The sequence below is a fragment of the Nereida ignava genome (assembly GCF_001049735.1).
GTDB classification, from domain to species: Bacteria; Pseudomonadota; Alphaproteobacteria; order Rhodobacterales; family Rhodobacteraceae; genus Nereida; species Nereida ignava.
The window spans coordinates 47,855-68,747 of sequence record NZ_CVPC01000009.1 but is presented as its reverse complement, the minus strand read 5'-3'; the positions used below and the strand labels follow the sequence as shown (position 1 = coordinate 68,747).

General features: G+C 54.7%; 18 protein-coding genes. 5 read left to right on the top strand and 13 right to left on the bottom strand.

Going from position 1 to position 20,893, the window contains the following annotated elements; translation table 11 throughout:
* Positions 1–3 precede the first annotated feature (3 nt).
* Both glcE and NIG5292_RS09000 read right to left on the bottom strand, forming a co-directional pair.
* Positions 4–1,107: a glycolate oxidase subunit GlcE gene (gene glcE, locus NIG5292_RS09005; protein ID WP_048599203.1), complete on the bottom strand. Its 1,104-nt coding sequence runs from the start codon at positions 1,105–1,107 to the stop codon at positions 4–6.
* A 39-nt stretch (positions 1,108–1,146) separates the two neighbouring features.
* On the bottom strand, positions 1,147–2,595 hold the full coding sequence (locus tag NIG5292_RS09000) for an FAD-linked oxidase C-terminal domain-containing protein (RefSeq protein ID WP_048599202.1): 1,449 nt from the start codon (positions 2,593–2,595) through the stop codon (positions 1,147–1,149).
* A gap of 107 nt (positions 2,596–2,702) precedes the next feature.
* Between NIG5292_RS09000 and NIG5292_RS08995 the strand changes: the two genes are divergently transcribed.
* Positions 2,703–3,113 (top strand): CopD family protein, encoded by a 411-nt coding sequence (locus NIG5292_RS08995; protein WP_048599201.1) that lies wholly within the window; start codon positions 2,703–2,705, stop codon positions 3,111–3,113.
* Positions 3,114–3,124: 11 nt separating this feature from the next.
* On the opposite strand, the gene NIG5292_RS08990 is transcribed toward NIG5292_RS08995, so the two are convergent.
* Genes NIG5292_RS08990 through NIG5292_RS08975 form a run of 4 tightly spaced genes read right to left on the bottom strand, consistent with a single transcriptional unit; the run spans position 3,125 to position 9,850 of the window.
* A complete protein-coding gene (locus tag NIG5292_RS08990) occupies positions 3,125–5,230 on the bottom strand; it encodes a hypothetical protein (protein WP_233488202.1) in 2,106 nt (701 codons plus the stop codon).
* Positions 5,196–7,973 (bottom strand): DUF4159 domain-containing protein, encoded by a 2,778-nt coding sequence (locus NIG5292_RS08985; RefSeq protein ID WP_048599200.1) that lies wholly within the window; start codon positions 7,971–7,973, stop codon positions 5,196–5,198. Before NIG5292_RS08985 ends, NIG5292_RS08990 begins: the two co-directional genes overlap by 35 nt.
* Complete coding sequence (locus NIG5292_RS08980) at positions 7,974–8,849, bottom strand: DUF58 domain-containing protein (protein ID WP_048599199.1); 876 nt, start codon at positions 8,847–8,849, stop codon at positions 7,974–7,976.
* Positions 8,849–9,850, bottom strand: coding sequence for an AAA family ATPase (locus tag NIG5292_RS08975; protein WP_048599198.1), 1,002 nt, complete (start codon positions 9,848–9,850; stop codon positions 8,849–8,851). Before NIG5292_RS08975 ends, NIG5292_RS08980 begins: the two co-directional genes overlap by 1 nt.
* 68 nt (positions 9,851–9,918) lie before the next feature.
* Between NIG5292_RS08975 and NIG5292_RS08970 the strand changes: the two genes are divergently transcribed.
* Positions 9,919–10,497: a DUF1285 domain-containing protein gene (locus tag NIG5292_RS08970; RefSeq protein ID WP_048599197.1), complete on the top strand. Its 579-nt coding sequence runs from the start codon at positions 9,919–9,921 to the stop codon at positions 10,495–10,497.
* A 6-nt stretch (positions 10,498–10,503) separates the two neighbouring features.
* On the opposite strand, the gene polA is transcribed toward NIG5292_RS08970, so the two are convergent.
* Both polA and NIG5292_RS08960 read right to left on the bottom strand, forming a co-directional pair.
* The gene (gene polA / locus NIG5292_RS08965; RefSeq protein ID WP_048599196.1) at positions 10,504–13,296 is read right to left on the bottom strand and encodes a DNA polymerase I; all 2,793 of its coding nucleotides are present in this window, start codon (positions 13,294–13,296) and stop codon (positions 10,504–10,506) included.
* Positions 13,297–13,354: 58 nt separating this feature from the next.
* Complete coding sequence (locus NIG5292_RS08960) at positions 13,355–13,534, bottom strand: zinc-finger domain-containing protein (RefSeq protein ID WP_048599195.1); 180 nt, start codon at positions 13,532–13,534, stop codon at positions 13,355–13,357.
* Between the two features lie 87 nt (positions 13,535–13,621).
* Between NIG5292_RS08960 and NIG5292_RS08955 the strand changes: the two genes are divergently transcribed.
* Positions 13,622–14,539 (top strand): ABC transporter ATP-binding protein, encoded by a 918-nt coding sequence (locus NIG5292_RS08955; RefSeq protein ID WP_048599194.1) that lies wholly within the window; start codon positions 13,622–13,624, stop codon positions 14,537–14,539.
* On the opposite strand, the gene NIG5292_RS08950 is transcribed toward NIG5292_RS08955, so the two are convergent.
* Both NIG5292_RS08950 and NIG5292_RS08945 read right to left on the bottom strand, forming a co-directional pair.
* Entirely contained in the window at positions 14,536–14,916 is a 381-nt protein-coding gene (locus tag NIG5292_RS08950) for an HIT domain-containing protein (protein WP_048599193.1), read from the bottom strand. The two genes, NIG5292_RS08955 and NIG5292_RS08950, sit on opposite strands and share 4 nt — an antisense overlap.
* A gap of 36 nt (positions 14,917–14,952) precedes the next feature.
* Positions 14,953–16,530, bottom strand: coding sequence for a DUF5928 domain-containing protein (locus NIG5292_RS08945; RefSeq protein WP_048599192.1), 1,578 nt, complete (start codon positions 16,528–16,530; stop codon positions 14,953–14,955).
* Between the two features lie 153 nt (positions 16,531–16,683).
* On the opposite strand from NIG5292_RS08945, the gene NIG5292_RS08940 reads away from it, so the two are divergent.
* Positions 16,684–17,502, top strand: a complete 819-nt coding sequence (locus NIG5292_RS08940) for a sulfotransferase family protein (protein WP_048599191.1) — start codon at positions 16,684–16,686, stop codon at positions 17,500–17,502.
* 6 nt (positions 17,503–17,508) lie between these two features.
* On the opposite strand, the gene denD is transcribed toward NIG5292_RS08940, so the two are convergent.
* The 3 genes from denD to nth are packed head-to-tail and all read right to left on the bottom strand — an operon-like array spanning position 17,509 to position 20,111.
* Entirely contained in the window at positions 17,509–18,477 is a 969-nt protein-coding gene (gene denD / locus NIG5292_RS08935; RefSeq protein WP_048599190.1) for a D-erythronate dehydrogenase, read from the bottom strand.
* A gap of 3 nt (positions 18,478–18,480) precedes the next feature.
* Positions 18,481–19,470 carry an adenosine kinase gene (locus tag NIG5292_RS08930; protein WP_048599189.1) on the bottom strand — a complete coding sequence of 330 codons (990 nt, stop codon included), beginning with the start codon at positions 19,468–19,470 and terminating at the stop codon, positions 18,481–18,483.
* Positions 19,467–20,111, bottom strand: a complete 645-nt coding sequence (nth, locus tag NIG5292_RS08925; protein ID WP_048599188.1) for an endonuclease III — start codon at positions 20,109–20,111, stop codon at positions 19,467–19,469. Before nth ends, NIG5292_RS08930 begins: the two co-directional genes overlap by 4 nt.
* On the opposite strand from nth, the gene NIG5292_RS08920 reads away from it, so the two are divergent.
* Entirely contained in the window at positions 20,110–20,889 is a 780-nt protein-coding gene (locus NIG5292_RS08920; RefSeq protein WP_048599187.1) for a Hint domain-containing protein, read from the top strand. The two genes, nth and NIG5292_RS08920, sit on opposite strands and share 2 nt — an antisense overlap.
* Positions 20,890–20,893: the final 4 nt, after the last annotated feature.

The following is a 20,893-nucleotide window of genomic DNA, read 5'->3' as shown; positions in this document are numbered from 1 at the left end:
GGCCTACCCCATCAATCCTGTATTCAAAATGCCGCGTGGGTCAAATTTTGCCCGCAGCGCGTCACTCAAGCGGCGCACTCCTGCATCTTCCGGATGGAACACGGCCAAGGATGCACGCGTTTGCGCAGAGGCGCGCACCAACGTCGCGTGGCCCGAAATACCCTGTAACGCGGTTCGCAAGTCACGCCCCTCTGCAACGCGTAGCCAAATCACACCGCCGCCCCAATCCAACAAGGCAGCATCCGCACCAGCCGCTTCCAAGACTGCAGGCGCGTCGGAAGGACGAACAGAAATACGCCAAACATCGCCTTCTTTACCGTGAAACACGGACACATCCCGGATGCCTTCCCACAGGGTCACGTCATCGGAAACGCTCATCTCACCAAAACCAGCAAGCACCTTTTTCAATTCACCAGTGCGATACGCAACGCTGTCTTCAAATCCTTCGATGCGCAGGTAAGCCTCGCGCAGCGCTGGATCATAGGCGGCGCCTGTAACTTCGTAAGGGCTGCCCAGACCGGCGGACAGAGCCCCAACTGCGCGCACTGCATCTACATCATGCAAAATGATTGTGGCTTGGGTCTGCGCAACGGGAAGGACCTTAAGCGACACCTCTGTCAGGACACCCAGAGTTCCAAAGCTGCCGGACATCAATTTCACAAGATCGTACCCTGTGACATTCTTCATCACGCGACCGCCATTTTTCAAAATGCGGCCAGCTCCATCAACCATTCGCACGCCCAGCATATGATCACGGCACGCCCCTACAGAGATGCGGCGCGGGCCACTTACGTTCGCAGCGACACAACCACCAATGGTCGACGTCCCAGATGTGCCAAGCAGACCGCGGTGATCCATCGGTTCAAATGCAAGACGCTGATTTTCGGCTGCAACTGCCGCCTCAATCTCCGACAAAGGCGTTCCGGCTTTGGCCACAAGCGTCAGCGCACCGGGTTCATAAAGCGTGATGCCCGACATGCCAGCGGTCTCAACCAACTCACCTGCGACAGGCGTGCCAATATCGCGAGTGCCACCACCAACAATACGCAATGGACCACGAGCAGCCGCAATATTTTCGGCTAACGCCGCTTCAGTTTCAGGTCTCATGATAACTTCTTTTGTTTCTAAATATCCAAAAAGTGGCGCTTATTCCGCCGCGATACTACTCACGCGGCGCGCATCAGATGAGGCAAGCGGGAATACTTTTGCAGGGTTCAAAAGCCACTTGGGGTCAAACACATCTTTGACTGACATCTGAATATCCAGATCATCAGGGGCGTATTGATCGACCATCAAATCGCGCTTCTCAATGCCGACACCGTGCTCACCCGTCAGGCAGCCTCCCACTTCGACACATAGACGCAAAATATCTGCGCCCATCTGCTCACACAGCTCCAAATCACCGTCTTTGTTCGCATTATAAAGGATCAGCGGATGCATATTGCCGTCGCCTGCATGGAACACATTACCAACCTGCAAGCCATATTGCTCTGACAACTCACCAATCCGACCAAGCACTTGGGGCAGCGCAGAAACGGGGATTGTTCCATCAAGACACATGTAATCGCTAATCTGACCAATGGCGCCAAACGCAGATTTTCTACCCAACCAAATCGCGGCACTTTCTTCGGCGCTTTTGCTTTGGCGCACTTCAATTGGATCGTGCTTGGCTGCGATCTTAGCAATCAGATCAAGCTGCATATCAATCTCGGCGTCAGACCCTTCGACCTCAATGATCAACAGCGCATTACAATCAGGATAGCCAGCTTGGGCAAAGTTTTCAGTTGTCTCGATGCAAAGCCGGTCCATAAATTCAATCGCCACGGGCAGAACGCCCGCCTTGATAATGTCTGCGACACAGGCGCCCGCGACCTCATTATCGTTAAAGGCCACCAACACCGGGCGCGCGCCTTCGGGTTTACGCAAAATCCGCAGGGTCGCTTCGGTAACAACACCAAGCTGGCCTTCCGACCCACAAATAAGTCCAAGCAGATCAAGCCCTGCAGCATCCAGGTGCGCACCACCGATCTCGAGGATTTCACCCTCCATCGTGACCATCTTGACGCCCATCAAATTGTTGGTCGTCACACCATATTTCAGACAATGCGCACCGCCCGAGTTCATAGCGATGTTACCAGCAATCGCGCATGCAAGCTGGCTGGAGGGATCAGGCGCGTAGAAGAATTCGTTCTCTTCAACGGCTCCGGTCACACTCAAATTAGTACGGCCAGATTGGACCCGCACGTAGCGGTCATCGTAGTTCGTTTCCAGAACTTCATTCATGCGCGACACCCCAAGGATCACACAATCCGCAGTGGGCAAAGCACCACCAGCAAGCGACGTGCCAGAGCCGCGCGGTACCACGGGGACGTTTTCTTCGTGGCAAATTTTCAAAACAGCCGCGACTTGTTCAGTTGTGCTTGGCAATACCGCGGCAAGCGGTGGGCACTTGTAAGCGGTGAGCGCATCGCATTCATACGCCTTCACCTCGCGTTCTTCATGGATCACTGCATCGGAGGGCAAAACCTCACTCAACCGACGCACAACAGCTGCTTTTTTTGACAACACAGCAGTATTCGGGACAGGCATTTCCATGATAAACGCTCCAGCTTGATACAATTGGTAAGGGAATATAACCAATTTCACGCTGGCGCAAGGATTCCCATCTTGCAAAACGCCGCAGCAAGGTTCACCCAAGGCGTATGGATTGGATCAAAATCATACATATTCTGTGCGTCATGGGCTGGATGACGTCCATCTTCGCCGTTCCCCGCGCGCTCATCTATTGGAAGCGCGACTTTGATAAACACGGTGTTAACGGTGATTTAGGCGATCTGACGTACCGACTGTATCGTTTTTCCGCAGGCCTTGCAGTGATCGCAATCTTCACTGGTATCTGGCTGGCAAGCGTTTGGGGCTTCCCGCAATGGGTTTGGTGGAAACTGGTTGTTGTGGCGTGCCTAGCTGCTCATTACGCCTACACCGGCAAGATGGTTTCAGCCGCCAAGCAGGGCCAATTCCCACGTTCTGACCGCTGGCTAAGAGTTTTCAATGAAGTGAGCGTCTTCGGCGCGATTGGTGTTTTGTGGCTCGTCGTGGTCAAACCTTTCTAGGCCTTGCGACTCTAGGCGCGCCGTCCTTCCCGCAACCACGCTGCAACACTTAAGCCTGCCGCAAGAAGCAAAAACAACCACGCAGGGACCAGCGACGTTAGGACCACGTCCGTCGTTTGATACGCCCCTCGCGGTGTTAGACCGATCCACCCCCGACCGGATGCCGGCCGGCCCACACGCACGTCCCGCAAACGCGGCACATCATCGATTATCGGGACAATACCGCCCTGTGTTTTCTCCACGGCGGGGGCCAATAAGTCAGGCGTGGCAATGGTATCAGCAAATTCTCGCGGCGCGGCGGGGCCAATCGCTTTCACAGCGTCAATTTTACCATCACTCAGGCGGTAAAGACCCATTTCATCCACCTCAAGCACCGCCTCAAATTGCCCAGGTGCAACCTCGCTCAGGGTAATCGTTTGCTCCGCACCATCAGGAGTTGTCACAAATACATCGGACACGTCATCAGACAAAGTACGCCGCGTGATGACAAGTGTATCCCCATCTTGTTCGGCGGTAAGCGTTTCTTCCTCAAGCTCGGGCTCTTTCATCATCCAATGCGCAAGGCGCCGCAACAGTTCAAGCTGCGGACCACCACCCTCAAAACCACGATCCCACAGCCATGCCTGATCCGATGCAAGCTGCGCCACACGCCCCTCACCCGCGCGGTCCAGAACCAGAAGCGGCTGATCATCCACGCCTGTCATCACAACTTGTCCCCGCTCAGCCTCAACCTCTATTTGTCGGAACCAACGCCCCCAAGTAGGTGGCTGCCCGCCTTTATTTGCACCAGTTAACCCACGGGTGACCGGATGCTTTGCACCAAGCTCTGACACCTGCGGTAAATACCCCTGTTCAATAACCCGCGCTGTGGGCCGCGCAGGCAAAACATCGGCCAGCGGAGAGCGGTAAATGGAAACTGCTGAAGCAAAGTCAGGACCCGCTGCAATCAAAACCGCACCGCCCTGCTCAACGTAGGTGCGGATGCTATCGATATAGGCCGTGGGCAAAATGCCCCGCCGTTTGTATCGATCAAATATAATCAAATCGAACTCATCGATCTTTTCCAAAAAAAGCTCGCGCGTTGGGAAAGCAATCAACGACAGCTCGTCAATGGGCACGCCGTCTTGCTTTTCGGGGGGGCGAAGGATTGTGAAGTGAACCAAATCCACGCTGCTGTCGGACTTCAAAAGGTTGCGCCAAGTCCGCTCGCCGGCGTGGGGTTCTCCGCTGACCAACAACACGCGCAAACGGTCCCGCACACCGTTGATCTGCACGACTGATGTGTTGTTGCGGGCTGTTAGCTCACCATCCAATTCCGGCGTTGAAAACTGCAACACATTCATGCCCCCGTGAGGCAGCGTCACGGGCAGTTGCAGGTCTTCACCCACTGGCACCTCAAAACGACGGGGCGCGCCACCGTCAATCGCAATGTCCAAAACCGCCCGACCGTTGGCCACAGCATTCGGGACAGCGCCCACATCATCCAGACGCAGACCCAGCAAAACCTCTTCGCCCAAAATCGCAAAAGCAGGCGCGTCTTGGACCGTCAGCTTCCTGTCCCAATCTTGAGCGCGTCCTGTCAAAAGGACATGAAACGGTGCCGGAAAATCTGGGGTGACAGATAGATCATGAACCACACCATCTGTAATCGCCACAATCCCGGCAACACGTGCACGAGGCTCTTCAGCAAGGATTTGCGACAAGCTGCTCATCAGTTTCGTACCCTGATCATCGGCACTGTCTGGCACATCTATCACGCGTAAGTCCGTGCTTGGCCGCGCCTGCACAGCCGTCACAATTACATCAAGTGCCTGCGTAGCTTGTGTGGAACGATCAGCAATATCTTGGCTGGCAGACTGATCAAGCGCGACAATCACAATGTCATTCAACGGCTCACGGGTTTCACGTTGCAGTGAAGGGTTGGCCATTGCTGACAACACGCAAGCCGAAGCCAAGGCCCGCAACCAAACACCCGAAAGGCCACGCCACAAAGCAAACGCCAACAACAGAGCACAGATCGCACCCGCCAACAAAATGACGGGCAAAGGTACCAACGGATTGATCAACACCTCATTCATCGCGTCACTGCCCCAACCGTTCAAGCAAGGCGGGAACATGCACTTGGTCCGCCTTATAATTGCCCGTCAGAACATACATGATCAGGTTCACCCCAAACCGGTAAGCAATCTCGCGCTGCCGCTCCCCTGCACGCCCACGACCGATTGGCGCCATAGGTCCACCAGACGGACTTACAGCCCATGCCGCCGCCCAGTCATTACCACCGATCACCACAGGGCTCACACCGTCATTGCGGTTTTGGGCGAGTAAATCAGTACCGTCGCCAACATCACTGCGCGACACCTCCACCCACACATCACGGCTGGTATGACGTCCGGGAAAGTCCTGCAGCAAATAAAACGACCGCGTTAGAACATGCCCGCGCGGAAGCGGCTCCAGCGCGGGAATATCAAGCGGTGCCGCAATCAACTGCAGGCGTTTCCCTTCGGGGCTGTTTGCACCAAACGAGGTTGTGCTACCGTCCCGCGTGTCGAAAAGGATCATACCGCCAGTGCGCAAATAGTTGTTAAGCTTGGCATAAGCATCCGCCGACGGCAGGGGCTGGTTCGCGGTGATAGGCCAGTACAGAAACGGAAAAAACGCAAGCTCATCAGTTCCCAAATCAATGGATGTTGGCACTGTTGGCTCAACCGATGTGCGCCGAAAAAGTACATCCGAGAGCCCGCGCAGACCCGCAAGCGCCATTTCATCCACACGCGCATCACCCGTCAAAACATGAGCAAGCGAGACCTCTGCCGTGGCCTCAATCGCGCGAATATCATTGGGCTGCCCGCCCTGCGCATAGGCCGGATCAATACTTAAATTGGGCAAAAAAGCCCCAAGGAAAATCGCCGCGACGCTTGGTCCCAAAAGACGGCCCGCAAGCCAAAGCGAGGCGATAATGTCGACTGACAGGAACGCCAAAGCTACGCTCAAAAGCCAACCTTTCAGCGGCTGCTCTGCGGGCAGGCTAAGCCCCTCAACCACGACACTGCTTGGCCAATCAGGCGCCGCAAGACGCGCACCACTGCCTAACACATTAAGCGCCAGACTGCGTGCATCGCTGGTGTAAATTCCGGGACGCACTTGATCATTCACGCCACCATCAGTGAGGGCTAATTCAAGTTGCTCGCCGCTTAGGCCCGCTTGCGTGTTCACGGCTTCAAGCCGCCCATTCGCGCCAAGTTCTGCCGTCAACTGCCAAGTGGTTCCCTGCAAATCACCCGCCGCATCACCTTGTCCGCGTGCGCTGATTGAAAGCCGTTCCAGCATCTGCACAAACAAGCCAGATAACGGAAGGTTAGACCACTCGGCGTTTGCAGTGATGTGGAACAAGACAACCTGCCCCTGTCCAAGTGCCTTGCGTGTGACCAGCGGCGTGCCATCGCTCAGTTCAGCCAGAACGCGCTGTGCCAAATTCGAATCAGGCTCTGCAACAAGCTGGCTGTTGATCGCAACATCCGCAGGAACATCGAGGCCATAAAACGGTGTATCAGCAGCAAATGGCGCAAGCGATTTCGGCTCGCCCCACGACATCGCACCGCCAACTGAACGCCCACCAGACCGCAAGCGTACGGGCATAAGGGGGTCTTGTGCGCCTCGCGCCACATCACTGGCCGCAAGGCGCGGCCCAGAAAATCGCAACATCAGCCCGCCGCTTTCAACCCAATCCGTCAACCCCTGTGTCTCTGCTTGGGTTAAATTAGCCACGTCAGCTAAAACAATCACATCAGGATTAGCCAACAACGCATCCGGCAATGCGCCTTGGATAAGGTCCGCAGTAGGACGCAGCGCACGTTCCAAGTAATAAAGCTGAGACAGTAGTTGTGCGCCCTCACCGGCACTGCGCCCGTCAATCAGCGCAATTTCACGTCGCCGTAGCTCATCATCAGAAAGGGTGAATGCCCCAGCGGTTGCGATGCCTTCAATTTCAAAGCGGCTCACACGATTACGCAGCTCAGCCGGTAGGACTATCTCTGCCTGCGCGCTCATGTCTAAGGCCGCAAAAGAGAGAGGCACCTGCGTTAGTACGCGCTCAATGCCTGCAGGATCGCGACCCACAGCGTTTACGATTATCTCTTGTGCTGTGCCGGATCTGTTGCGCAGGGCTTCAATTATGACAACACCGTCTTGCAAAACCGCGGGCGTAAGGCCGAAAATCGGGGCGCTTTCCTCAAATGTTGTGACCTCTGACTTGGTCTGAAGTGCTGCAAGTAAAGGCAAACGCTCCTCACGCGCCAAGCCGTCACTCATCCACAAAACTTGCGCACCCTCAGGCACATCCGCCACCCAATCAGGACCGCTTGTGGCCGCCCAAGGTTGGGGGGCCAGCCCCGCAAGACGGCTGCGCCAAACATCCGCCGCTGCAAACTCAAGACCAACCACAGGGTCAGTTAAACGGACTACTGCAGCGCGCCGACCTTGGCGGGACGCTGCCTCTAACGCACTGTCAATTCTGTCCAGTTGCGCTGGCCAATTTTGCGCGCTGGCCCAAGTGCCATCAATAACAATGACCAAAGGCCCCTTAGTATTTTGCGTCTCCGCTGAAGGGTTCAAAACCGGGCCAGCAAAGCCGATGATTACCGCCGCAACGGCCAACATTCGCAGCAACATCAGCCACCATGGCGTTTTGTCAGCCTCAACCTCTGTATCCTTAAGCCCAAGCAGGAGTGACACCGCAGGAAACCGGCGTTTGATTGGCGCAGGCGGCACGGCGCGCAGTAAAAACCATAAGATCGGCAGGGCCAACAAACCCAGCAACAGCCATGGCGCACCGAATGCGATGTTGAATACGGCCGACATCTAAGTCCTGCCCAAGGCTTGATAAGCCCAAAGCAACGCCAGTTGAGGCGACTGATCCGTGTGGTGCGTGTGAAACTGCCAACCTGTCGCGCTTGCCAATCCCGAAAGGGCCGCCTTGCGCGCGGCCAGTCGTTCCAGATAGCGGTCCCGCAGATCACCCGCGCGCTTGGTTTCGTGGCGTAGCACACCGGTAATACTCTCAAAAATAGTGCGCCCCTTGAAGGGAAAGACTTCTTCTTGTGGGTCCAGCGTTTGGATCAAAACACCGCGTACCCCGCGTGAGGCGGCCTCGGAAACAGCGGCTTCAATTGCAGCAAGATCGCCCAGAAAATCACTTATGAAAACAGCCGTTGAATGCGCTGCCAACTGACGCGCATCAGGCGCAGAAAAGTCCGCGTCAATCTCGGCCTTCGACAGTGCCGCAGCAACACGCGTCAACTGTCCCATCCCGGCGCGCGGAACGGTGTCACCATCCGTCAGCCCAACCCGTTCTCCGCCACGCAACATAATGATCGCCAAGGCAAGCCCCAACAGCTGTGCACGTTCTGATTTGGTTGGATTACCTTTGCTTGCAAAGCGCATGGAGGCGGCAGGATCGACCCACATTGAAACACTCTGCGCCGTTTGCCACTCTAACTCGCGGACAAACCGAGTGTCGGGGGATTTTGCCGAACGTCGCCAGTCAATCATGCGCGGCTCATCTCCGGCGCGGTGGTGACGATATTGCCAGAACTCTTCGCCCATGCCGGCCCTGCGCCGTCCATGCACGCCCATCATCACCGTTGAGGCCAGCTGCTCTGCTGCCACCTGCAACGCGGGCAGCTTGCTTGCCTCACTCTCGGCACCTAGCCGTGTGGAGAGAGCCGATGCCACCATTACGCGGCCTTTGATCCCGCACCCAAATCAGCAGCGACAGATGAGATCAGCGCCTCAAGAGCTACGCCTTGGGCACGCGCCGCAAATGACAGCGCCATACGGTGCTTAATTACCGGCACGGCCATGGCGGCCACGTCTTCAAGGGATGGCGCTAAGCGACCCTCAAGCAATGCGCGCGCCCGAACGGTCAACATCAAGGCCTGTGCCGCACGCGGACCCGGCCCCCATGCAACAGCTTCGCGGACTTGTTCTGAGGCTGTGGCTTCGTCAGGTCGGCATGCACGCACCAAATCTAAAATCGCGTCAACCACAGCATCGCCCACAGGCATTCGGCGCACGAGCCGTTCGGCATCGCGTAACTCTGTGGCCTCAAAAACCTGCTCAGACACCGCATCTTCGGCGCCTGTCGTTGCTAACAGGATGTCACGCTCTGTGCTACGATCCGGGTTTTTCACATCAATTTGCACCAAAAAACGGTCCAGTTGGGCCTCTGGCAACGGGTACGTACCTTCCTGCTCAATGGGGTTTTGCGTGGCCAACACATGGAACGGATCACCCAAAGCTCGCTGTTCACCAGCCACGCTAACTTCACGTTCTTGCATAGCTTGCAGCAAGGCCGATTGGGTACGCGGGCTGGCGCGGTTGATCTCGTCCGCCATCAAAAGCTGGCAAAAAATAGGGCCTTCGATGAACCGGAACGCGCGCTTTCCGTCCACATCATCAAGAATTTCGGACCCAATAATGTCGGCGGGCATCAGATCGGGTGTGAATTGCACACGGCGCTGATCAAGCCCCATAACAGTACCAAGAGTATCAACAAGCCGCGTTTTGCCCAGCCCCGGCAGACCAACCAACAGGCCATGGCCGCCAGATAGTAGCGCCGCGAGACACAACTCAACCACACGCTCTTGGCCGATAAAGCGTTTGGTGATGCTCGTTTTGGCCGCCGCCAGTTTCACGCCCAGCGCATCTATTTGCGCCACCATTTCTGCTTCGGCCATGACAAATCTCCTCAACCGCATATATCGTTATCAAACCATGTAAAACGCAAAGGGCAAATGACAAAACAATGAGCGATCACATCAATGTGCCCCCGTCCGCAGAAGGCATCGCCGCATCCGCGCAGGCCGCGCAAAAAGGCAAAGGTTTACCGCCGGTTCATCTGTGGAATCCGCCTTTCTGCGGCGATTTAGACATGGAAATCAAACGCGATGGCACCTGGTTTTACCAAGGCACCCCCATCGGCAGGCAACCGCTCGTGCGACTGTTTTCAACAATTTTGAAACGCGAGGGCGACAAATACTTTTTGGTCACGCCAGTCGAAAAAGTAGGCCTTCGGGTGGTGGACGCGCCGTTTGTGGCAATTGATTTTGACGAAACGCAACGCGGGCTGACGTTTCACACGAACGTAGGTGATGTGGTCGTAGCTGGCCCAGATCACCCCATTCGCGTCAGTTATAGCGATGCAGGCGAACCCTCACCCTATATTCTGGTACGTAGCAATCTTGAGGCGTTGATTGATCGCAAGTCATTCTACCGGCTTGCTGATATCGGGCACCACCAAGACCACGAGGGCGCAAAATGGTTTGGCGTCACCTCTCAGGGAAGTTTCTTTCCGCTCATCCGCTCGGCTGATTTGGAGACCTGAGCCGCGCTAATGCGCCTCAGCCCAGTTCGCCCCGCGACCCGCATCAACAATCAGCGGCACATCAAGATGTACCGCCGGGTTGGCCGCGTTCTCCATCACCTCTTTGGCCACAGCCGTTAGTGCGTCAGCGGCGTCCGCATCTACCTCGAACAACAGCTCGTCATGTACCTGCAAAAGCATCTTGGCAGGCAAATCAGCAATAGCATCAGGCATCCGGATCATCGCACGACGAATGACATCCGCCGCAGTGCCCTGAATGGGGGCGTTGATGGCGGCGCGTTGCGCAAAGCCAGCCCGCGGACCTTTGGCGGCAATCTCTGGCGTGTTGATTTTGCGTCCGAAAAGCGTCTCAACGTACAGGTGCTCTTTTGCAAAAGCTTTCGTCTCGGTCATGTAATCCTTGATGCCGGGGAAGCGTTCAAAATAGCGGTCAATAAAGCCCTGCGCCTCAGCACGCGGAATGCGCAAGTTGCGCGCAAGACCAAAGCCACTAATGCCGTAGATCACTCCGAAATTGATGGCCTTTGCCTGGCGGCGTACGTCAGGTGTCATCTCATCAAGGGGGACATTGAACATCTCGGATGCAGTTAGCGCGTGAATATCCAAACCGTCCTTAAATGCCTGCTTTAGCTCCGCAATATCAGCCATATGGGCCAATATCCGCAGCTCAATCTGACTGTAATCTAGCGCCACAAGCACTTTGCCTTCAGGGGCTACAAACGCCTCACGAATGCGGCGGCCCTCCTCAGAACGAATTGGAATGTTTTGCAAATTCGGATCCGTAGAGGCAAGGCGGCCAGTATTGGCACCAGCGATTGAATAGCTTGTGTGAACGCGGCCCGTATGTGGATTGATGTGATCTTGCAGCGCGTCTGTGTAGGTCGATTTCAGCTTGCTCAGCTGCCGCCAATCCAAAACACGGGCCGGCAGATCATGCTCGGTGGCAAGGTCCTCAAGCACTTCGGCACCCGTTGCATACGCACCGGTTTTGCCCTTCTTGCCACCCTCGATACCCATCTCATCAAATAGGATTTCACCCAATTGTTTGGGGGAGCCTACGTTAAAGCTACGTCCCGCTAGCTTGTGAATTTCGTCCTCAAGCCCTGCCATTTTCTGGGCAAAGGCATTTGACATCCGGCTCAGAGTATCGCGGTCAACTTGCACACCTGTCCGCTCCATCTGGGCCAACACAGGCACCAAAGGACACTCAAGCGTTTCATAGACTTTGGTGACTTGGCTGCGGTGCAACCGTGGCTTGAAGTACTGCCACAAGCGTAGCGTGATATCCGCATCCTCTGCCGCATAAGGCACCGCCTCCTCAACAGGGACGCGGTCAAAGGTGCGCGCTGATTTACCTGTGCCCAAAAGCGGCTTGATCGGGATTGGTGTATGGCTCAAATACCGATCCGACAGTGCATCCATACCGTGGTTATGCAAACCGGCGTTCATGGCGTAAGACATCAACATCGTGTCATCAATCGGGTGCACGGCGATGCCTTCATTAGCAAAAATCTTAGCATCGTATTTCATGTTCTGGCCGATTTTCACGATGCTCGGGTCTTCAAGCATTGGCTTGAGCATACTCAGGCAAGTGGCAAAATCCATTTGCCCCTCGGCCAGCGTGTCATCCCCGAACAAATCATCCGCATCGCCACCTTTATGGGTCAGCGGAATATAGCAGGCCTTGCCCGCATCCACGCATAAAGAAACGCCCACCAGATCGGCAATCATCTCGTTCAGGCCAGTTGTCTCCGTATCCACCGCCACATAACCACGGGCATAAATACGGTCGATCCACAACTGGAGGGCTTCTGAGGTTTTCACCCATTCATAGGCGGCTGCATCAAAAGGCACCGCTTCGGCTTCGGGTGCGTCTGCACTGATGACAGGCGTATCTTCAATGGTAGGAGCCTCTGCGCCCAAAGTATCAGCAATGCGCCGCGTCAGGGTGCGGAACTCCATCTCAGCCAAGAAGGCCAGAAGCTGCTCCGGATCAGGGTCGCGAACTTCCAAATCATCGAGGCCATAATCCAACGGCGTCTGATCATCGAGGGTCACAAGACGTTTTGACAGCTCAATTTGTTCGCGGTGATTGATCAGCGTTTCACGGCGTTTGGGCTGTTTGATCTCAGACGCGCGGTCCAGCAACGTTTCCAGATCGCCATACTCATTGATCAACAACGCAGCAGTTTTCACGCCGATACCCGGCGCGCCCGGCACGTTATCAACGCTATCGCCTGCAAGCGCCTGCACATCCACAACACGCTCAGGGCCAACACCAAACTTTGCCTCAACTCCTTCGCTATCAATCAGGTTGTTTTTCATGGCGTCGAACATCTCAACTCCGCCACCGACAAGTTGCATCAGATCTTTATCGCTTGAAATGATCGTGCAGCGCCCACCCGCTTCACGCGCCATGCGCGCGAGCGTCGCAATGATATCGTCCGCCTCATAGCCAGCCTGCTCTTTGCACGCGATGTTAAACGCTTCGGTCGCTTTGCGGGTTAACGGGATTTGCGGGCGTAGGTCCTCGGGCATCGCATCGCGATTGGCCTTGTAAAGATCATACATATCGTTGCGGAACGTATGACTGCCCTTGTCAAAGATGACGGCCAAATGGGTTACATCACTGCCCGTGTTGCCCTCAACGTAGCGCTGCAACATGTTGCAAAAGCCCGATACTGCACCAATCGGCAGCCCGTCTGACTTGCGGGTCAGCGGTGGCAACGCGTGATAGGCACGGAAGATAAATGCTGATCCGTCGATAAGGTGCAGATGGCAGCCGGGTCCAAAAGTCATAGGGGTCGCTCCAGATTAAGTAAGCGCCACCAAACGATCACAGCGCCGCAGCGGTGGTTTACGCTTTGTCTTGGTGATCCTGATGGATCATTTTGCAGTCACAGTAGGGGCATTCAACCCAACCGTGCTCTTGCGGGATTTGCAGCCAAACGCGAGGGTGGCCAAGCGCGCCCTCACCGCCATCACAGGCCACGCGGTATTGCTCGACGATACGTGTTTCAGGGGCTTGTGTTGCCATGATGCAATGTCCTTGGTTGTCGCGGGGCGTCGCCCGCTCTAAGTCTGGCCCTAAGATATACATGACACGCGCAGGGGCAAGACCGACATGGACCAATCCGCCATAGAAATCACCGGACTGCGCAAGACCTATGCCAGCGGGCATGAGGCCTTGAAAGGCATCGACCTAACCATCCCTAAAGGGTCCATCTTTGGGCTTTTGGGGCCAAACGGTGCAGGCAAGTCGACTCTCATCAATATTCTGGCGGGCTTGGTGCTTAAATCATCAGGTAACGTAAAGATTTGGGGGTTTGATCAGGACATCAATCCAAGGCAATCGCGCGCCAGCATTGGTGTGATGCCCCAAGAGCTTAACCTCGATCCATTCTTTACACCGCGCGGCGCAATGGAAATGCAGGCAGGGCTTTACGGCGTCCCAAAGGCTGAGCGGCGCACGGATCAGATCCTTGAGATCATCGGCCTTGCAGACAAAGGCGATGCCTATGCGCGTTCGCTTTCTGGTGGCATGCGCCGACGGCTGTTGCTTGGCAAAGCATTGGTTCACGCGCCCAACGTACTGGTTCTGGACGAGCCCACCGCAGGCGTTGATATTGAACTGCGTAATATGCTTTGGGAGAATGTGCGTAAGCTGAACGAACAGGGCATGACGATTATCCTGACCACGCACTACCTCGAAGAAGCTGAAGAAATGTGTGACGAAATCGCCATCATCAACCACGGCGAGAAAGTTGCGCAGGACACTACGCAAAACCTATTGGGACGGGTCGATGCAAAAACGCTCTTGATCACACCCTCTGAGGGTGATCCAAGTACGATTGATCTGCCACAGGGCGTAGAGATGAGCGTACGCGACGGCGGCCAGATCGCGTTCAGTTACAACCGCAAAACCACACCAGCGGATGCAGTCCTTGATGCGGTGCGCGCGGCGGGCGTCAAAATCGCAGACGTGCGCACCGAAGAAGCCGACCTGGAAGAAGTGTTTCTGGCCCTCACCAAAAGCGCTTAGGCCTGCGGCAAAAGCCCGCCAAGTCCGCGCCCTGCAACCACATGAACGTGCATGTGTGGGACTTCTTGATTGCCGTCCTGCCCCGCGTTTGAAACCAAACGATAGCCAGAACCAGCAGAGCCCGGGCACACACCCAATGCATTGCACACATCAGCAACTGCGCGTGTGAAATCAACAATTTCAGCATCTGACGCCTCAGAAGCAAAGTGATCGTAAGTCACATAAGCCCCTTTGGGGATAATCAGCACGTGCTCGGGGGCTTGGGGCGCAACATCCCGAAACGCCAAGGTATGTTCGGTCTCATGGACAGTTGTGTTCGGGATTTCTCCGCGCAAAATCTTGGCGAAGATATTTTGATCGTCATACACATAAGCCATCGGTGCACCTCATTGTTTACCAGTCTAAGCCGCGACCTAATCAACGAACAAATGTTCAGTTTCGGCAATGTTCGCAGCGTCAGCCATAGGTATACCTAAGAACGCTGCAAGCGCATCCGCATTTTTCTGCGTTGATTGATCTTGGGCAAACTTGAAGTGATTGGGGTAGCCGCGGTCGTTGATCTGTTCGCTTTCAAACGTCACATCATAGCGGATCGTCGGCAACAAAGTTTTCATCGTGTCATCAGACGTATCCGCACCCGCAAGCCCTACGCGCTGCGCATGACCCCGCAGATAGTCGTCACTGAATTCACACTCCAACTCAAGCAGCTTTGTGGTGCTCCGATCGGCATAAAAGTCATCCAGTAACTCAATACTCGCAGGATCAAGGCAGACAACCAGACGCTCTGTCTCGTGATGCTCAAACAGCATGCGCATCAACGCACGGCGATGACGCATCCGCTTATCCAGAGTTTTCTGGATGCCACCCAAATCAGGCAACACGACATCGTTTTCGTTAAACAGATAGGCAATCGTAGGCACATCTGTCTCCGCCGCGATGCGTTTGAGCAACCTCTTGGCCACATGCCATTTCTTGCATGCGATAATCATCAACTCTCGGTTTCGGCCCAAACTACTTTCAGTCTCCCAAAAGCGCGGAGCGAACCGCCGACCGATCCGGCCACGCTTGGACAGAAACTGAAACAAATTGCGCCCCTCGTCCGAGACTTGAAATTCAGCGGCGTCATCAACGTAAAGCGCGCCCAGTCGGGCCTTTAAGTCAGTGGCGTCAGGGCTAATTTTACGGGCAAACAGAAAATCTTGGCGAAGCAACAACTCGTAATGATCATTGTAGAATGTCATCGGCATGCCGTAGTCCGTGAACAGCAAAAACGTCAAAGGCCGGCATTCAATCTCTCGGTCGGGGACCACATGGCGCACGATGGTTTGGAAAAATGTCTCGTCCGGTATCCATGTCGTTTTGAAAAAGCGCATCACATCGCGCCGCTCTCGGGTAAAATCCAAAACCCATTCAACGGTTCTGCGGCGCAAACACCACCATTGTGAACCGATCTGAACTTGCAAATCATCCGGCACCGAGCGGGCTAACCCAAGAGCACGCTGCGCCTCAAAACATTTATAAAACAGCCATTTGTGTTGCCGTTCGTTAAAGAAATGTCGGTAAATCAGGCGCTCTTCTTTCCAGCCTGTTTTGATCCAGTCGCTCTCAAAATAATCAAACGACTCAATGTAATCTTTATCGTCTGCATCCAGAAAGTCATGAGCATACCGCGCGGATTTGATCGACATACAATCACCGGAAACCATGTAAAAATGGCTCGCACGCGGAAATGCTTCAACTGCTGCCTCAAGCGCGTAAAGCGTGGCCTGCACCAAAGACCACTCACCCCAACCGCACTTAATACGGCGCTTTGAAAACGTAACGTTTGGGTTGTCCTCAAGCGCCTCTTTGATCGCGCGGAAGTCCGCTTGGGCCGCACGTGCATCGAAATGGATCGCAATAAAATCGCCCGCTGCCGTCAACTGCCGCGCCTGCGCGATAATGCCTGCAGGGTCTTTATGACATAAAAGGATGAACGCGATTTTAGCCATTTTGGAACCAGTAACTTAAATTCTTATACCATTATCCGGCCTAGATACCCCAAAGAGCCTGCGAATATACACAGTTTGTTTGCATTTTCGGCCTTATCATGCCCAAACAGGTGTAGAACCTGTCGATTAATAGAATGTTGAGTGAGTGACGAAATGGGTTTTCCAGGGACGTGGATGACAGAGAGCGAAAGCGTGATGTACCGTGTGGTGCCCAAATGCGCCTGCTCATCGATCGGTCAAATTATGTACTACTCCGATCACGGTGTATTTTTTGACGGCGACATCCACGACAGCAAAGACAAACTGCATAAGTGGGCCCAAGAAGACAGCCAACCCCTGATTGAGGCGAACGCAAAGGCCCACAAAAGCTACGCGTTTACCTGCGTGCGCAATCCCTACACCCGCATTTTATCTTCATTTTTCGACAAAATCTGCGGGATACAGCGCAACGGTAAGCGATACCGCGGCAACCTTGTTCCGCTCTTGATCCAAAAATACGGCATTGAAGTGGGCTCGCCGGAAGACGGATTTGAGTTTGATCAGATCAAGTCGTTTCGCCGCTTTTTGCTTTTTGCCCGCGACACCATTCGCTGGAAACGCCCGATGGATCCTGACATCCACTGGTCCGCGATGTCGGGGCATGTGTCGACCTTCATCATGAACGGCGGCACCTACGACAACATCTTTTTTACTGAGAAATTTAACGACGGAATGCAGTCAGTTCTCGATGCAATTGAAACGCCCCATAGGGTTGACCTTAATACCATCCCCCGCTTCAACGAGTCTGAGGGGCACGGCCCAAAACGCCTTCATCCGGTTGAAGACTACTTTGATGATATGTCCATGCATCTGATGTTTGAAATCTACAAACGTGACTTCAAACTGTTCAAATATGATTTCGAAAACCCCGCCAACAAAATGCCACTAGGGGATGTAGATTTGGCGGAAGTACATGCCAAATTGGGCGAGTAAGGCCGCCTAAAAGCTTGGCAGCACGCCGCCCAGCTCATCTTCGATATGGGTCTGGATAATTTGATCAAAACTAGCTTCGGCAACAAAGCCGTGCGCCAGCGCCCGCTGTGGGTCAAACGCTTTGGGCCAGGTTGACACAATAGCATCCACAGCCGCGTCCGCTTCAAAACGCACTAGTGCCCGTGCCTTTGGACCCGCGACCCGTTCCAGCGCGTCTAACATTTCACCTACCGATGCACTTACACCCGGCAGACAAAGCGCCCGTCTTGGCCCAAGAGCAGCCGTATCAATTTCAGCGCCATGCGCCAAAAAGCCGACAGCGGCGCGGGGGCTGGCAAACCAATGGCGCAAACTTTCCGCGACAGGCAATACTGCCTCCTGCCCCGCCAAAGGTTCACGCAGGATGCTCGAGTAAAATCCAGATGCTGCCTTATTTGGGGCACCGGGCCGAATGCAAATCGTGGGCAACCGCAGGCTCACGCCATCGATAAAACCTTTGCGCGTGTAATCATTCACCAGCATTTCGCCCAATGATTTCTGCGTACCGTAACTCGACAATGGAAGTGTCGCAGTGTCGTCCAAGATGACATCAGGCAAAGGCGCGCCGTAAATCGCCAAAGACGACGCAAACACCACGCGCGGACAATACGCTTGCTGACCACGGATCGCCTCAAGAACATTCTGTGTGCCGCCAAGATTGATCGCGTAGCCTTTGTCAAAATTGGCCTCAGCTTCACCAGATACAATTGCCGCTAGATGAAAAATCACATCGGGGCGCTCGTTAATCAACGCGCTAACTTGGCCAGCATCCGTGATGTTCACCTCGACGCACCGCGCGCCGTCTTGGGAGGGCGCAATCACATCCGCAAGGACAAGTTCAGAAATGTCATGCCCCTGAATACGCCCAACACGTTGCAGATGAAGCGCCAGCTTGCGCCCCAACATACCCGCCGCCCCAAGAATGAGAACTTTCATAATTTAGATCAGCCCGTTTTGCTTAAAGAGCGCCTGCAGATCGGCCTCAGGGCGCGCACCCATGTGGCTGATGATTTCCGCAGCACAAACGTTACCCATTTTTCCACAGGTCTCAAGATCAGCGCCCGTCGCAAGGCCGTACAAAAAGCCCGCTGCAAAAAGATCACCCGCGCCAGTCGCATCCACGGGCACCACCTCTTGCACGCCCACATGAACACGCGTCTCACCTTGCACAATCGTCACGCCATCACCCGACTGGGTACAAACGACCAGCGGGCAAATTTCGGCTGCCTTCCCAAGGGCTGCATCAAGATCATCGGCCTGAAACAATGACAGCAATTCGGCACGGTTGCCGATGAAGTAATCCAACTCATCCTTGATCAGGGCCAGAAAGTCATCGCGGTGACGTTCTACACAAAAAGGATCAGAAATGGCGATGCCAGCTTTACCGCCAGCAGCCCGACAAGCACGCGCAGTTTTCAAAAACGCTTCTTTTCCTTTGTCTTTGTCGAAAAGGTAGCCTTCCAAAAACACAATCTCGGCCTGATCCGCCACACCATCCGCAAGATCATCAGGACCCAGTTCTGCAGACACACCGAGATAGGTGTTCATCGAGCGTTCACCATCAGGGCTCACAAAAATCATTGACCGCGACGTAGGCGCCTCTGCTCCTGCGACGGGCGCGTTTACAAAATCTGTACCACCCTGCTCCATCGCATCTGCGTAAAACGTCCCAAGCGCATCATCAGCGACCCGCCCCACAAAGCCCGTCTTCAACCCAAGGTTCCCCAACCCCGCCAGCGTATTAGCGACCGAACCGCCTGGTGCCTGAACACGGTTGTCCATTGCACCATAAAGCGTCTCGGCGCGCTCACGCTCGACCAGCTGCATAATGCCTTTTTCGATGCCCATATGCGCCAAAAACTGATCATCTGATTGGGTCAGTACATCAACAATGGCATTACCAATGCCGACAACTTTGTACGTTTTCATAAATTCTTGTCCTCAAAGGTGCACAGGTCACGGATCAAACACGTGCTGCACATTGGTTTTCGCGCTTTGCATACGTATCGGCCATGTAAAATCAACCAATGATGCGCGTGATGTTGAAAGTCAGCCGGCACGTGATCTTCGATTGCGCGCTCAATCGCAACCACATCTTTGCCAACAGCAATGCCCGTGCGGTTCCCGATGCGCAAAATATGCGTATCTACTGCCTGCGTCGGCATCCCCCACCACATATTCAGCACGACATTAGCCGTTTTGCGCCCCACACCAGGCAGCGCCTCAAGGGCAGCGCGCGAATTAGGCACGACACCGCCATGCTCTTCGACCAGAATGCGGCTTAACTTAATGACGTTCTTGGCCTTGTTGCTATAAAGCCCGATCGTTTTGATGTGCTCAATCACAGCTTCTTCACCCAAAGCCAGCATCTTTTCAGGGGTGTCAGCTATCTTGAACAGCTCACGCGTTGCACGGTTCACGCCCACATCTGTGGACTGCGCAGACAGCGCCACAGCCACCACAAGCGTGTAGGCATTGACGTGATCCAACTCACCCTTGGGTTCGGGGTCGGCTGCATGAAAACGCGTAAATATCTCGCGCATGGTGTGATAATCGAGCTGCTTTACCATGACAAAACCTATGCCCGTTGCAAGCAAAAGCGGCAAGGTTTTTCGCCCACTCCGCCGCCTACGTGCGGCCATCCCATTAAAATTTTCGCAAAAACACCGTGACAGCATGGGCGCGTGTTTACGCACTGTTAGCCGCTTGGCGGGTAATCACGAAGAGACATCTAACGCCAAACGGGAGAAACGATCCGTGCTATCAGGACTTGGGCCAGGCTCATATGTAATGACCTCACAAGGGGAGCTACCCGTTGAATGGCTTGCGGTGGGCGATCAACTGGTGACGCGCGATCACGGCCTGCAGCCTTTACGCCACATTGAGCGTACGCGAGGGACTGAGGACAACCCGCTGCCCGATCCGCTTGTCCTCCCCCTGCCCGAGGAGAGCATCTCACGGCAAAGCGACCCGCTTTATATGGCTCCGCTGCAAATGGTGATGATGCAACATCCCCTGATCGAAATTCACTTCGCCGTTCAAGAAGCCGTTTGCCCCATCATCGCACTGTCACGCCGAAAAATATCCCGCTACGTCAGCGCGCGGCCCTTGGTTTACCACACTCTCGTCTTGCCAATGCATGCATTAATCATGGTAAACGGGTTATGGATTGAAAGCTGTGGCTATGTGCAAAGTCAACGGATTAGAATTCCCGCAAGTACCAAAACCGATGTTTTAGACCCAACCCACAAAGCACCACGCCGCGTCCTAACCGCATGGGAAGCTAAGCTGATGCGCAGGCTGATCCCACAAAATCTGAATATTCGCGATATCATCTGTGCGGCCTAAAACC

What these genes read in the sequence shown, in the direction of transcription:
- NIG5292_RS08975 (WP_048599198.1), bottom strand. Translation starts at nt 9,850, where the DNA reads ATGGCCGAAGCAGAAATGGTGGCGCAAATAGATGCGCTGGGCGTGAAA.
- NIG5292_RS08945 (WP_048599192.1), bottom strand. Translation starts at nt 16,530, where the DNA reads ATGGCTAAAATCGCGTTCATCCTTTTATGTCATAAAGACCCTGCAGGC.
- NIG5292_RS08920 (WP_048599187.1), top strand. Translation starts at nt 20,110, where the DNA reads ATGACAAAACCTATGCCCGTTGCAAGCAAAAGCGGCAAGGTTTTTCGC.
- NIG5292_RS08970 (WP_048599197.1), top strand. Translation starts at nt 9,919, where the DNA reads ATGAGCGATCACATCAATGTGCCCCCGTCCGCAGAAGGCATCGCCGCA.
- NIG5292_RS08985 (WP_048599200.1), bottom strand. Translation starts at nt 7,973, where the DNA reads ATGTCGGCCGTATTCAACATCGCATTCGGTGCGCCATGGCTGTTGCTG.
- NIG5292_RS08950 (WP_048599193.1), bottom strand. Translation starts at nt 14,916, where the DNA reads ATGGCTTATGTGTATGACGATCAAAATATCTTCGCCAAGATTTTGCGC.
- NIG5292_RS08990 (WP_233488202.1), bottom strand. Translation starts at nt 5,230, where the DNA reads ATGTTCCCGCCTTGCTTGAACGGTTGGGGCAGTGACGCGATGAATGAG.
- NIG5292_RS08940 (WP_048599191.1), top strand. Translation starts at nt 16,684, where the DNA reads ATGGGTTTTCCAGGGACGTGGATGACAGAGAGCGAAAGCGTGATGTAC.
- denD (WP_048599190.1), bottom strand. Translation starts at nt 18,477, where the DNA reads ATGAAAGTTCTCATTCTTGGGGCGGCGGGTATGTTGGGGCGCAAGCTG.
- NIG5292_RS08955 (WP_048599194.1), top strand. Translation starts at nt 13,622, where the DNA reads ATGGACCAATCCGCCATAGAAATCACCGGACTGCGCAAGACCTATGCC.
- NIG5292_RS08960 (WP_048599195.1), bottom strand. Translation starts at nt 13,534, where the DNA reads ATGGCAACACAAGCCCCTGAAACACGTATCGTCGAGCAATACCGCGTG.
- polA (WP_048599196.1), bottom strand. Translation starts at nt 13,296, where the DNA reads ATGACTTTTGGACCCGGCTGCCATCTGCACCTTATCGACGGATCAGCA.
- NIG5292_RS08995 (WP_048599201.1), top strand. Translation starts at nt 2,703, where the DNA reads ATGGATTGGATCAAAATCATACATATTCTGTGCGTCATGGGCTGGATG.
- NIG5292_RS08930 (WP_048599189.1), bottom strand. Translation starts at nt 19,470, where the DNA reads ATGAAAACGTACAAAGTTGTCGGCATTGGTAATGCCATTGTTGATGTA.
- NIG5292_RS09000 (WP_048599202.1), bottom strand. Translation starts at nt 2,595, where the DNA reads ATGGAAATGCCTGTCCCGAATACTGCTGTGTTGTCAAAAAAAGCAGCT.
- nth (WP_048599188.1), bottom strand. Translation starts at nt 20,111, where the DNA reads ATGGTAAAGCAGCTCGATTATCACACCATGCGCGAGATATTTACGCGT.
- glcE (WP_048599203.1), bottom strand. Translation starts at nt 1,107, where the DNA reads ATGAGACCTGAAACTGAAGCGGCGTTAGCCGAAAATATTGCGGCTGCT.
- NIG5292_RS08980 (WP_048599199.1), bottom strand. Translation starts at nt 8,849, where the DNA reads ATGGTGGCATCGGCTCTCTCCACACGGCTAGGTGCCGAGAGTGAGGCA.